Genomic DNA, 12,825 nt, shown 5'->3' with positions numbered 1-12,825 from the left:
CTCTTATTGCATAAACTCTTTTTATTATTTACTTTGTATCTTTGCGTCTTGAAATAGAGAATTGCATGGAAACCAAAGTGGCATCAAATATATTACCAGAGCGTAAACCAAAATGGTTAAGAGTAAAATTACCTACTGGTAAAAAATACACAGAACTTAGAACTTTAGTAGACAAATACAAATTAAATACAATTTGTACGTCTGGAAGCTGTCCAAACATGGGAGAATGTTGGGGAGAAGGCACTGCTACATTTATGATTTTGGGTAATGTTTGTACACGTTCTTGTGGTTTTTGTGGAGTAAAGACAGGACGACCAGAAACGGTTGATTGGGACGAGCCAGAGAAAGTTGCACGCTCAATTAAACTCATGGAAATAAAACACGCTGTTTTAACAAGTGTAGATCGTGATGACTTAAAAGACATGGGAAGCATTATGTGGGCAGAAACAGTTAATGCTGTTAGACGAATGAATCCTAATACCACATTAGAAACATTAATTCCAGATTTTCAAGGTATAGAAAAACACATCGATCGTATTATTGATGTTGCTCCAGAAGTGGTTTCTCATAATATTGAAACCGTTAGGCGATTAACTAGAGAGGTGAGAATACAGGCACAATATGATAGAAGTCTTGGTGTTTTAAAATATTTAAAAGCACAAGGACAGCGCAGAACCAAATCTGGCATTATGTTAGGCCTAGGAGAGAAACGAGAAGAAGTTATTCAAACCCTTCACGATTTAAGAGCTCACGATGTTGATGTGGTTACTATTGGCCAATATCTTCAACCAAGTAAAAAACACTTACCTGTTCAACAATTTATCAATCCAGATCAATTTAATGAATACAAAGAAATTGGTTTAGAATTAGGTTTTAGACATGTTGAAAGTAGTGCTTTAGTAAGATCTTCTTACAAAGCTCAAAAACATATTAATTAATGATTACAGTTGCCATTAATGGCTTTGGCAGAATAGGCCGTCGTGTTTTTAGATTAGCATTAAAGCATCCGCAAATACAAGTTGTTGCAATTAATGACTTGGCTGACGCCAGAACTTTGAGTCATTTGTTAAAATATGATAGTATTCACGGAGTATTAAGTGATACTGTTTCTTTTGATGACCATCATATTATTGTTGATGGTATTTCTATTCCTTTATACAATCAATTGCATCCAGAAACTATAGATTGGTCTAAAGTTCAACCTGATTTTGTAATTGAATCTACAGGGAAATTCAAAACTAAAGCAGAACTCCAGCACCATATAAATAATGGAGCAAAACGAGTTATTTTATCTGTTCCGGCTTTAGAGGATGACATCAAAACCATTGTTTTAGGTGTTAACGATGACATATTAGAAGGTACGGAAACCATAATTTCTAATGCCTCTTGTACCACAAATAATGCAGCACCAATGATTGCGCTTATACGAGAGCATCTTGGTATAAAACAAGCATATATAACAACTATTCACTCATACACTACAGATCAAAGCCTGCACGATCAACCTCATAAAGATTTAAGACGTGCTAGAGCTGCTGGCCAATCTATTGTACCAACAACAACAGGAGCCGCAAAAGCCTTGACTAAAATTTTTCCTGATTTATCAGAAGTTATTGGAGGTTGTGGAATTAGAGTCCCAGTTGCAAACGGTTCTTTAACAGATATAACCATCAATGTTAAAAAACCTACTTCAATTGAAAATGTCAACTCTATTTTTAAAAATGCGGCCAAAAATAAATTATCTGGTATTTTAGAATATACCGAAGACCCTATTGTTTCTATTGATATTGTTGGCAACTCACACTCTTGTATCTTTGACTCTCAAATGACTTCAGTCATCGGTAACATGGTAAAAATTGTAGGTTGGTACGACAATGAAACAGGCTATAGCTCAAGAATTTTAGATTTAATTTGCAATTTAACCGACAAATAGTCACTTTTATCGAATAAATAATTATATTTGCTTGAATTAAAAGGAGCTGAATGTCCCAGATCAAATATTACATATTTGTTTTTTTAGCATGTTTATGTAGTCTTATTTCCGCGCAACAAGCTAATGTGGAAGATAAGGATATGCTTGCTTTATTACTACAAGAACATATAGAACAAGCTAGGATTGAAAGCGATCGTGGTGATTACTATAATGCCAAAGACAATTACGATAAAGCCTTAGAAATTGCCGTAAAAATTGATGACAAATCACAACAAGGTACCATCCATACTAAAATTGCTAAAGTGCAATTTTTTGTAGGAGAAGAAGATCAAGCTATTATTTCTTTAACTAAAGCCATTCAAATTCAACGCCAAAATAACGACTACGGTAATCTCGCTATTACTTATAATATTAAAGGTGTAATTCATAGTACAAAAGAAGAATATGAAAACGCCTTAGGTTATTTTGATTCTGCAAAAAAACTATTCGAACAAGAAGATTTAGAAAAATACACTTCGGAGGTTACTTTAAATGAAGCCAAGGTTTATATCGCACAAAAACGCTATGAAGAAGCTAAAAAACAATTAGAAAAAACTATAATTATAGCCAAAAAATACGATCAAAACCGTCGTTTAAGTAGTGCATTTATACAAAGTGGAAAAGTTTATTCTGCTTTAGGCAATTCAGAGATGGCTCTATCACAAACTGAAGAAGGTTTAGCCATTGCACAAGAACATAAAATTTTAGAAGATGTAAATGAGGCTTATGTTACACTTAGTGAAATTCATGAAAAAAATGAAAATTATAAAGAGTCCCATAAATTTATTAAAAAGCATATTCATTTATCAGACTCTATACTAAATGTAAAACGAGAAAACTTAGCTCCAGGCATATCAGGCCAATATATTAGCAATTATAAAGACGCTCAAAATGCCCAATTAAAAGCACAAATTGAAGAGGTAAGTGCAGAAAGCGCATTTACAAGAATCACAACCATATTAAGTATTGCATTAATCACAATATTGTCCCTTTTAACTTTATCATTATATAAAAACAATAATATAAGGTTAAACACCAATACAATGCTTCACAAAAAGAATGATGAACTTATTGTGGCCAAAGAGAAAGCAGAATTAGCATCAAAAACAAAGGCTAACTTCTTATCTACTGTAACGCATGAGTTACGTACACCGTTATATGCTGTAACAGGCCTAACGAATATGTTACTGGACGAAGACCCTAAAGAACATCAAATTCCACATTTAAAATCCTTAAAATTCTCTGGTGATTACCTACTAACTTTCATTAATGACATTCTTCAAATTAACAAAATTGAAGCCAATAAAGTGGAGTTAGACCCAGAAAATTTCAACCTTAAAAACAAATTAGAAAATGTGATTTCGGCACTTAGCAATTCTGCAAAAGACCAAGACACAACTATACATTTTAATTATGAAAATGGATTGCCAGAAACATTTATTGGCGACCAATTGAAGATTTCCCAAATCTTAATTAACCTACTCGGAAATGCTATTAAATTCACTAAAGATGGAGACATTTGGGTGAGAGCGTACAAAATTGATCAAAAAGATAATATGTACAAGCTACGCTTTGAGATTGAAGATAATGGTATTGGTATTACAAAAGAAAAACAAGACCACATGTTTGAAAGCTTCTCTCAAGGTTCTGTACAAATTAACAGAAAATATGGAGGCACAGGTCTAGGTTTATCTATTGTAAAAGGATTAATTCAAATTCTTAAAGGTAAAATATACTTAAAGAGTGAGCTTGGTAAAGGCACTACATTCTTTTTCGAAATCCCTTTAGAATATGATAAAGAAGCCGACAAACCTCAAGTAGAAGAAGTTAAAAAAGTTAATAAGATGGAAAATTTAGATTTAAGCAACGTTAAGATTCTCATTGTAGAAGACAACAAAATTAATCAAATGATCACCAAAAAGATTCTGAACAAAATGGATCTGTATTGTGATGTAGTTGATAACGGAGAAGCTGCTGTGGAAAAAGTTAAGGAAGTTGCATACGATGTTGTTTTAATGGACATCCATATGCCAGGAATTAGCGGATTAGAAGCCACAAAAATAATCAGAACATTTGATAAAGAGCTTACCATTTTTGCACTTACCGCTGTGACCTTAGAAGATAAAATGCACGAGTTTGGTGAAGCTGGTTTCGATGATATTATATCAAAACCATTTAAACAAGATGATTTTGAAGATAAATTGCATGCGGCACTTTCAGGAGAAAAAATAATATCTAGTTTCTTTAGCTAACAAACACTTTAACTGCTGTACTAAACACTTCTGGCTTATCTATCTTAATTTCAATAGGCAAATAAAACAATTTACTTTTTAACTTCTCATTAGTAGACAAACGCACATAATCCTTTTCCGTAGTAATAATTAGTGATTTTGAAGCTAAAGTTTCAATATCAGATGGTGTAAAATTATAATGATCACTAAATTCTAGATGATCGAATTTCAATCCTTTTTCATTCAAAAATTCCACCAAAGGTTTCGCATTTGCAATTCCTGTAACTAAAGTGAATTTTGACAGTTTAGTTAATTCCATTGCTTCAGAATCTGAAATCACATTAGATCCATAATCCACATAACTAAAAAATAACTGCTGATGGTTATGCAATTTTAATTTTGAAGTAATTTTCTGTTTTTCAATTTCGGTAATATCTTTACTACATTTTGTAACTACAATTAAATCCGCACGCTTCGCTCCAGATCTAGGTTCGCGTAAATTACCTGTTGGTAAAACCATATCTTTATAGTATAGATTATTATAGGCAGTTAACAGAATATTGAATCCTGCTTTTACTTTTCTATGCTGAAAAGCATCATCTAACAAAATAACTTGAGGTTGTGGTTGCAATCTTCTAAGTTCTGCAATTCCGTTTTGGCGATCTGCATCAACAGCAACTCTAACGTCCTTAAATTTTCGATAGAACTGAAAAGGTTCATCTCCAATTGTATCTGCATTAGCATTTTCATCAGCTAAAACAAAACCTTTCGTTTTTCTTTTATAACCTCTACTTAATGTCGCCAGATTCTTATCATCTTTTAAAAGTCGAATTAAATATTCTATCATTGGAGTTTTTCCTGTTCCTCCTGTGCTTAGGTTTCCAACACATATTACAGGAAAATCGTAAGACTTAGACGATTTAATTCCAACATCGAACATCCAATTTCGTAAACGTGTTATTAGGTAATAAATTGGAACAATAGGAAACAATATGATGCGGATCAACTTCATGTGTTTTTATTTATAGCATATTTTTATCACATGGAACATCACAATAACCATAGTGTTTTAAAGGCAAAATAGAGAATTGATGTTTCACGACGACTAAATTATATTATTTTTGAAACAAATATACACTTATGATTATACAAGACGTAATTAATCACTTGCACAACTTAGCACCTTTGGCTTATGCTGAAGATTTTGACAACGTTGGACTACTTGTTGGTAACAAAAACGAGAAGGTTTCAGGAATTTTAGTCACATTAGATACACTCGAAACTTTAGTAGATGAAGCCATTGAAAATAATTGTAATCTTATTGTAAGCTTCCACCCTATTATATTTTCTGGCTTAAAAAAGTTAACAGGCAAAACATATGTAGAGCGTGTAGTGATTAAAGCTATTCAGAATAATATTGCTATTTTCTCTATTCATACAGCCTTAGACAATGCTTTTCAAGGTGTAAATTCTATCATCTGTGACCAATTAGAGTTAACAAATAAGAAAATTCTAATCCCACAATCTGGTACTATTAAAAAATTACAAACCTATGTACCAAAAGCTGATGCAGAAGCTTTAAGGACAACTTTGTTTAACGCAGGAGCAGGTAGTATTGGTAATTACGAATCTTGCAGTTTTAACGTAGAAGGTGAAGGTACTTATTTAGGCAATGAAGACTCTAATCCAGTTATTGGTAAAAAAGGAATATTACATACTGAGAAAGAAACGGCAATATCAGTAACATTTAAGAAACATCTTGAATCTAAAGTCTTAAAAACATTGTTTGAAGCACATCCGTATGAAGAAGTTGCTTATGAAATTTCGACTTTAGAAAACAACAATCAACATATTGGTATAGGAATGATAGGCGAGCTTAAAAATGCCATGAAAACCGAAGATTGCTTAAAATATATTAAAGCTAAGATGCAAACAGACTGCATAAGGTATTCAAAACCCTTAAATAAACCCATTAAACGCATCGCTGTTTTAGGTGGCTCTGGCAGTTTCGCTATTTCTGCTGCAAAGGCTGCCAATGCTGATATTTTAATAACAGCAGACTTAAAATACCATGACTTTTTTAGTGCAGAAAACGAGATTGTTTTAGCAGATATTGGACATTATGAAAGCGAACAGTTCACAAAATCGTTTTTAGTAGACTATCTCTCAAAAAAAATCACTAATTTTGCAATCATTTTATCAAAGACAAATACAAATCCGATAAAGTATTTATAATTATGGCAAAAAAAGCTGAAGTTTCTGTTGAAGAGCGATTAAGAGCACTATATGATTTACAATTAATTGACTCTAGAGTAGATGAAATAAGAAATGTCAGAGGTGAGCTTCCTTTAGAAGTTAGAGATTTAGAAGACGAAGTTGAAGGACTTAACTTAAGAATGGAAAAGTTAAACGATAGCCTAGCTATTATTGACGATGATATTAAAGGAAAGAAAAACTTAATTGAAGAAGCAAAATCTTTAATCACAAAATACAGTGAGCAACAAAAAAATGTTAGAAATAACAGAGAATATAACTCACTAACTAAGGAAGTTGAATTTCAAGAATTAGAGATTCAATTGGCTGAGAAGCACATTAAAGAGTTTAAGGCGCAAATAGAGCAGAAAAAAATAGTTATTTCTGAAACTAAAGACCGTTTAAAAGATCGTAATGCGCATTTAAAGCACAAAAAAGGTGAGCTTAACGAAATTTTGAAGGAAACTGAAAAAGAAGAAGAAGCACTTAACGATAAATCATTAGATTTTCAAAAGAAAATTGATGACCGTTTAGTAAAAGCTTACCACAGAATTAGAAACAACGTTAAAAATGGTTTAGCTGTTGTTGCTATTGAGCGTGGTGCTTCTGGAGGATCTTTCTTCACTATTCCACCACAAGTACAAGTAGAAATTGCTTCTCGTAAGAAAGTAATTACTGATGAGCATAGTGGACGTATCTTAGTTGATGCTGCACTAGCTGAAGAAGAAAAAGTAAAAATGAATAAATTATTTGCTAAACTTAGTAAGTAAATTTTTCATCATAGAATATTTCTAAGCCTTTGCATTTGCAAAGGCTTTTTTTATTTATGATAATTTTAAAATAATTGGTTTTAAGGAATTGTATCTTAATACGACTATTAGAAAAAGAAAAATTACAAACTCAGAATTCAAATTTTGATATTCTGAAATAAACCTGATGAAACAAATGAAAAAGCTACTCAGTATTATAACAATTACCTTATTATTCAGTTGCAAAAACCAAGCGCAAGTCAACCCAAAACAACAAGCAGTTATTGATGCAGAACCTGTTGTTGTTCCGTTAAAAGACGGAAAAGCAAGAGCTTATTTTGCTAGCGGTTGTTTTTGGTGTGTAGAAGCCATTTACGAAAGCGTTAAAGGTGTTGAAGAATCTATTTCTGGTTATGCAGGCGGATTTACTGAAAACCCAACCTACGAAGCTAGTAACACAGGAAAAACAGGCCATGCAGAAGCCGTAGAAATCATTTATGACCCTGAGGTTATTACTTTTTCGGAATTGGTTGATGTCTATTTTGGCTCACAAAACCCAATGCAAATAAATGGACAAGGACCAGACAATGGTTCACAGTATCGCTCTATTATATTTTATCAAAACGACGAACAGAAGAAAATTATTGAAGATAAAAAAGCAGCTTTAGCAAAAGAACTAAATGTAACTATTGCAGCTGAAGTCTACCCTTTTCAAAAATTCTGGGTCGCTGAAGATTATCATCAAAACTATGAGCGTTTACATCCCAATCAAGGTTATATTAGAAATGTATCTATTCCTAGATTAAATAAATTTAAAGCTAAATTTCCTGAGTTATTAAAGGAAGACGAGAAGCATTAATTAAAAAAGGCCTGAACATGTGTTCAGGCCTTTTTTATATTATATTTTAGTAGCTTTCAGTTCAAAAATCATCGGAAACTTTTGATCTTTCATTTTATACATACCTGAATCCGTTTTTACTAAATCCGGAAATACATCATACGGACTTTCGTCATATTCATTAAGGTAATCAATTTGTAATCCTGCTTCAATAAGAGAGTTTATCACTTCGCTTAAACCATGATTCCAACCATATTCCTTACTTACCATTTTTGAATCTTGATTAGCATAAGTTCCTTCGTACTCGTCATAAATCACTTCATCTTGACTGTAATGATATTTCATTTCCGATTTACCATCAATGTAATCAAACATCCAAGCAATAGGATGAAATTCTACGATATAAAATGTTCCACCAACGTTTAAGCGCTCTGCAATCATTTTTGCCCATGGTTTTAAATCTGGTAACCAACCAATGGTTCCGTAGCTTGTAAACACAATATCAAAAGTTTCTGAAATATGGCTTGAGGTATCTAAAACATTACAGCATACAAACTGAGCATTAAGCTGTAATTCTGCATTTAACTGTTTTGCCAATTTCACACCTTCATCACTCAAATCTACACCAACACACTTCGCTCCCATTCTACTCCAACTTAATGTGTCTTGTCCAAAATGACATTGTAAATGCAATAGGGATTTACCTTTTACATTTCCTAACGCATTTAACTCATAAGACATCAGCGACGTTTTCCCTTTTTTAAAAGCGGCTAAATCATACATTTCACTTTGTGAATGTATAGCAACTTTTTTATTCCAAGTCGCTCTATTAACTTCAAAATAATTCGTTTTCTCTTTCATGTTGGTTAATTTAGCATGTAATTTAAAACATCTTTTAATATGAAGCCATTATATCTCAGTTTAATCTGCTTATTTCTTGCATTCAATTGTAAATCTGACAAAGAAAAAACTGAAATAACAGAAGAGGAAAAACAATTATCTATAGCAGAAAAAATAGCCAATGCTCATGGTTTTGAAAACTGGAAAAACGTTTCAGTCATTGATTTCACTTTTAACGTTGATCAAAATGATACTCATTTTGAACGCTCTTGGAGTTGGAAAACGACTACAAATGTTGTTGGGTCTACAATAGGAAAAGACACAACATATTATAACAGGAAACAACTTGATAGCTCATCTATATCACTTGACAAAAAATTTGTTAATGATAAATTTTGGTTATTAGTGCCTTTTCAATTGGTTTGGGATACTTCTGCAACAATTTCAGAACCTAAAAAAGCTGAATCACCAATTAGTAAAAAACAATTAGATATGATTACCATAACCTATCCAAATGAAGGAGGTTACACACCTGGAGATGCTTATGATATTTATTTTGATGAAAGTTTTTTAATAAGAGAATGGGTTTTCAGAAAAGGAAATTCTAAAGAACCTTCGCTAACCACAACTTTTGAAAACTACAAAGATTATAAAGGCATTAAAATTGCTACATACCATAAAAAAGCAGATGGTAAATGGAATCTAAATTTTACAAACATTGGCATTACTTTGGATCACTAAAAATATAACTTACTTTTGTAATCTATAATGTAAGATTCGCGTATTAAGAATTTTCTTAAATATGCATAGCTTACATTTTCCGCCTTATGGCGTCTATATATATTAAAGCACTTTTATTATTTAATGGAAGTGCTTTATTCTTTTATAAAAACGATGTTATATCTGTTGATTTTGTTGATTTTCTAAATGTGTTGTTATGCTAAACATAAATGTAGAACCTTCACCTTCTTTACTAATAAGAGATAAATTCCCTCCTAACAACTTCACATAAGCTTTAGCTATAGATAAGCCTATTCCTGAGCCATGAAGTGCATTTTTATTGGTAATATCTACTTGATAGAAAGGATTAAAAATAGTTTCCATTTTATCTTTAGGCACACCAATACCTGTATCTTTAATAGAAAAATTTAACTCCGAGTTATTAGACTCAATACTCAGAGTTATAACATCTCCTTTAGAGGTGAATTTTATAGCGTTTTCTATTAACTTTTTTAAGACAATAGTAATTTTAGCTTCATCTGATTTTATTAATTTTAAAGATTCAGAAACATTATTTTTAAGCACAAACTTTACGCCCTTTAATTCTGCCTCAAGCGAAAAAAGCTTATAAATAGTAGAAATTGTTTCATCAATATTAAACGTAGTAACATTAATCTTCATTACACCTGTTTCTATTTCAGAAATATTTAATATCCCAGAAATAACGTCAAGTAACTTAGAACCATTTTGTTCTATAATACCTACAAATTCTTTAAAATCCTTATCGTTATTCGCTTCATAATCCTTTAAAAGCTCAGCTGACCCTAAAATACCATACATTGGTGTCCGAATTTCATGACTAATATTTGCTAAAAAGGCAGATTTTAACTGATCGGATTGCTCTGCTCTTTCCTTTGCTATTAATACATTTTTATGTTTTTCTATAAGCGCCTCTTGTAATTGATTTTCTTTTAATAGCGCATTATGCAAACGATCAACTAAAAATGAAACTGAAAGTACAGTCATCAAAATAAATAGAATATTATTAATAAACACAATTCCAATGACTTCAAATACTTCGTCTTTAAAAACCGTCAAGTCAACTATTTTAAAATAGAAACTTATAGCAATTAATAAATATGCAAATCCTGAATAAACAACCGTTTTAATACCTGCTTTTTTTCCGCTGTATAGTGTTACTAAAACACAAAGCATAAATAAAAGCAGACCATTGCTACTTTCCAAACCTACATATAGCAGAAGAGCAAATGACAACAAAAATAAATTAGCTGAAAAAATCATCTTCTTTAAGCTTAAACTCATTTTATTATTAAAAAACAAAAAGCAAATAAGAAAAAAAGCAATCGTATCTACATAAAAAACGAACCATTTCCCTAGTATGATGCCAATAATAGCACTCGGAATGTAAGAAATTAAGCCAATTGGAAGAATTAATATTAAAATAGAGATAAATAGTTTATCCCTAAAATAAGACAAGTCATCTTGTTTGGTTCCTTTAGAGAACCCACTATATTCAATATACCATTGGTGATATGAAGACCATAGTTTCTTTAGCATATATAAAATAATTATTGACTATAAATTTAGCCTGAAAGATATGCACAAAACTATTTAATTCTATTTAATTCTCTACTACTTTCTACATTAATCGATTAACGGAAATATCATATAATTATGCTATTTTTGTTACAAACCGAAAAACCTTTCAAATTGTCCAACTATCAACCCGGTCTTGATTACGCAAAAAAACAAGACGCTATAGACGAATTATCTCAGTATAGAAAACAATTTCATATCCCAAAAGACAAAAACGGAAATGAACTAATTTACCTCTGCGGAAATTCACTTGGTTTGCAACCAAAATCAACAAAAGCTTATATCAATCAAGAATTAGAAGATTGGGCAAACCTTGGTGTAGAAGGACATACAGATGCTAAAAATCCTTGGCTACCTTATCATGAGTTTTTAACAGACGCAACAGCAAAACTCGTTGGTGCAAAACCCATCGAAGTCGTAACAATGAATTCCTTAACAGCGAATCTTCATTTTATGATGGCTTCGTTTTATAAACCAACTAAAGAGCGTTATAAAATTCTTATTGAAAGTGATGCCTTCCCTTCTGATAAATATGCTGTAGAATCGCAATTACGCCATCATGGCTATGATGACAAGGAAGGTTTAATTCTTTGGAAACCAAGAGAAGGTGAAGAATTATTAAATTATGAAGATTTAGAAGGCATTCTTAAAACTCACGGTAACGAAATTTCGCTTATAATGATTGGAGGTGTAAATTATTACACTGGTCAGTTTTTCGACTTAAAACGTATAACAGACCTTGGTCACAGTTATGGTTGTAAAGTCGGTTTTGATTGTGCACATGGTGCCGGAAACGTCAATTTAGACTTACATAATTCTGGAGCCGATTTTGCGGTTTGGTGTACTTACAAATACATGAATTCTGGACCAGGAAGTTTATCGGGTTGTTTTGTCCACGAGCGACATGCTTACGACAAAGACCTCAACCGTTTTACAGGTTGGTGGAGTCACAACAAAGACACACGTTTTAATATGCGACATGAGTTTGATGTCTTACCAGGAGCCGAAGGTTGGCAATTAAGTAATCCACCAATTTTATCAATGGCTGCCATTAAAGCATCCTTAGATATGTTTAATGAAGTTGGTATTGATAAAGTGATAGAAAAATCGAAAAAACTAACCGGATATTTCGAGTTTTTACTGAAAGACTTAGAAGAAGACACCATAAGAATTATCACACCAGAAAATCCTGATGAACGCGGTTGTCAGTTATCTATTCAAGTTTTAAACGCTGATAAATCGTTACACGATAAATTAACCGAAGCCGGAGTCATTAGCGATTGGAGAGAACCAGATGTCATTAGATGCGCACCAGTACCATTGTATAATTCATTTGAAGATGTTTATTTGATGGTTGAAAAAATGAAAGAAATATTAAAGAGCTTAACATAATTCTCTAATAATACAGATGCCGTTGAGAATATAGATTTAGAAAGGAACGAAAATCCGTTTGAATAATTATAAACTAAATATTCAAGTCCTAAATCAATTCAAAGAATTGAACATCAAAATTCAGAAATAGTGAGCGAAGGAATGTAGATGCGAAGCGAAGCTTCAAGCACGGAATTCCGAAAGTGAACGATGCCTTAGCAATTTCCTATATTT

Annotated in this window: 11 protein-coding genes; 8 read left to right on the top strand and 3 right to left on the bottom strand. The window is 32.1% G+C overall.

All coding sequences use genetic code 11. The annotated features are described in order from the left end of the window. The first annotated feature begins 65 nt into the window (after positions 1–65). The 3 genes from lipA to DFQ10_RS04715 are packed head-to-tail and all read left to right on the top strand — an operon-like array spanning position 66 to position 4,224. Positions 66–938 carry a lipoyl synthase gene (lipA, locus tag DFQ10_RS04725; protein ID WP_115816207.1) on the top strand — a complete coding sequence of 291 codons (873 nt, stop codon included), beginning with the start codon at positions 66–68 and terminating at the stop codon, positions 936–938. Further along, entirely contained in the window at positions 938–1,933 is a 996-nt protein-coding gene (gap, locus tag DFQ10_RS04720) for a type I glyceraldehyde-3-phosphate dehydrogenase (RefSeq protein WP_115816206.1), read from the top strand. Before lipA ends, gap begins: the two co-directional genes overlap by 1 nt. Before the next feature lie 50 nt (positions 1,934–1,983). Further along, positions 1,984–4,224, top strand: coding sequence for an ATP-binding protein (locus DFQ10_RS04715; protein ID WP_115816205.1), 2,241 nt, complete (start codon positions 1,984–1,986; stop codon positions 4,222–4,224). Here the strand turns inward: DFQ10_RS04715 and lpxK are convergent. Then, the gene (gene lpxK, locus DFQ10_RS04710; protein ID WP_115816204.1) at positions 4,217–5,215 is read right to left on the bottom strand and encodes a tetraacyldisaccharide 4'-kinase; all 999 of its coding nucleotides are present in this window, start codon (positions 5,213–5,215) and stop codon (positions 4,217–4,219) included. The two genes, DFQ10_RS04715 and lpxK, sit on opposite strands and share 8 nt — an antisense overlap. A gap of 128 nt (positions 5,216–5,343) precedes the next feature. On the opposite strand from lpxK, the gene DFQ10_RS04705 reads away from it, so the two are divergent. The 3 genes from DFQ10_RS04705 to msrA all read left to right on the top strand — a co-directional run bounded on the left by DFQ10_RS04705 (position 5,344) and on the right by msrA (position 8,064). Continuing rightward, entirely contained in the window at positions 5,344–6,438 is a 1,095-nt protein-coding gene (locus DFQ10_RS04705) for a Nif3-like dinuclear metal center hexameric protein (RefSeq protein WP_115816203.1), read from the top strand. Between the two features lie 2 nt (positions 6,439–6,440). Beyond that, positions 6,441–7,226: a zinc ribbon domain-containing protein gene (locus tag DFQ10_RS04700; protein ID WP_115816202.1), complete on the top strand. Its 786-nt coding sequence runs from the start codon at positions 6,441–6,443 to the stop codon at positions 7,224–7,226. A gap of 175 nt (positions 7,227–7,401) precedes the next feature. Next, positions 7,402–8,064 carry a peptide-methionine (S)-S-oxide reductase MsrA gene (gene msrA, locus DFQ10_RS04695; protein ID WP_115816446.1) on the top strand — a complete coding sequence of 221 codons (663 nt, stop codon included), beginning with the start codon at positions 7,402–7,404 and terminating at the stop codon, positions 8,062–8,064. A gap of 39 nt (positions 8,065–8,103) precedes the next feature. Here the strand turns inward: msrA and DFQ10_RS04690 are convergent, their stop codons facing one another. After that, positions 8,104–8,904, bottom strand: a complete 801-nt coding sequence (locus DFQ10_RS04690; protein WP_115816201.1) for a class I SAM-dependent methyltransferase — start codon at positions 8,902–8,904, stop codon at positions 8,104–8,106. Between the two features lie 39 nt (positions 8,905–8,943). Between DFQ10_RS04690 and DFQ10_RS04685 the strand changes: the two genes are divergently transcribed. After that, a complete protein-coding gene (locus tag DFQ10_RS04685; RefSeq protein ID WP_115816200.1) occupies positions 8,944–9,624 on the top strand; it encodes a hypothetical protein in 681 nt (226 codons plus the stop codon). Between the two features lie 156 nt (positions 9,625–9,780). Here DFQ10_RS04685 and DFQ10_RS04680 read toward each other — a convergent pair whose 3' ends face one another. After that, positions 9,781–11,181, bottom strand: coding sequence for a sensor histidine kinase (locus DFQ10_RS04680; RefSeq protein ID WP_115816199.1), 1,401 nt, complete (start codon positions 11,179–11,181; stop codon positions 9,781–9,783). A gap of 153 nt (positions 11,182–11,334) precedes the next feature. On the opposite strand from DFQ10_RS04680, the gene kynU reads away from it, so the two are divergent. After that, positions 11,335–12,612 carry a kynureninase gene (gene kynU, locus DFQ10_RS04675; RefSeq protein WP_181897576.1) on the top strand — a complete coding sequence of 426 codons (1,278 nt, stop codon included), beginning with the start codon at positions 11,335–11,337 and terminating at the stop codon, positions 12,610–12,612. Positions 12,613–12,825 lie beyond the last annotated feature (213 nt).

Origin of the sequence: Winogradskyella eximia, assembly GCF_003386165.1 — a bacterium.
GTDB classification, from domain to species: Bacteria; Bacteroidota; Bacteroidia; order Flavobacteriales; family Flavobacteriaceae; genus Winogradskyella; species Winogradskyella eximia.
The sequence above is the reverse complement of the archived record's forward strand: the minus strand, read 5'-3'. Positions and strand labels throughout refer to the sequence as shown.

What these genes read in the sequence shown, in the direction of transcription:
- lipA (WP_115816207.1), top strand. Translation starts at nt 66, where the DNA reads ATGGAAACCAAAGTGGCATCAAATATATTACCAGAGCGTAAACCAAAA.
- gap (WP_115816206.1), top strand. Translation starts at nt 938, where the DNA reads ATGATTACAGTTGCCATTAATGGCTTTGGCAGAATAGGCCGTCGTGTT.
- DFQ10_RS04715 (WP_115816205.1), top strand. Translation starts at nt 1,984, where the DNA reads ATGTCCCAGATCAAATATTACATATTTGTTTTTTTAGCATGTTTATGT.
- lpxK (WP_115816204.1), bottom strand. Translation starts at nt 5,215, where the DNA reads ATGAAGTTGATCCGCATCATATTGTTTCCTATTGTTCCAATTTATTAC.
- DFQ10_RS04705 (WP_115816203.1), top strand. Translation starts at nt 5,344, where the DNA reads ATGATTATACAAGACGTAATTAATCACTTGCACAACTTAGCACCTTTG.
- DFQ10_RS04700 (WP_115816202.1), top strand. Translation starts at nt 6,441, where the DNA reads ATGGCAAAAAAAGCTGAAGTTTCTGTTGAAGAGCGATTAAGAGCACTA.
- msrA (WP_115816446.1), top strand. Translation starts at nt 7,402, where the DNA reads ATGAAAAAGCTACTCAGTATTATAACAATTACCTTATTATTCAGTTGC.
- DFQ10_RS04690 (WP_115816201.1), bottom strand. Translation starts at nt 8,904, where the DNA reads ATGAAAGAGAAAACGAATTATTTTGAAGTTAATAGAGCGACTTGGAAT.
- DFQ10_RS04685 (WP_115816200.1), top strand. Translation starts at nt 8,944, where the DNA reads ATGAAGCCATTATATCTCAGTTTAATCTGCTTATTTCTTGCATTCAAT.
- DFQ10_RS04680 (WP_115816199.1), bottom strand. Translation starts at nt 11,181, where the DNA reads ATGCTAAAGAAACTATGGTCTTCATATCACCAATGGTATATTGAATAT.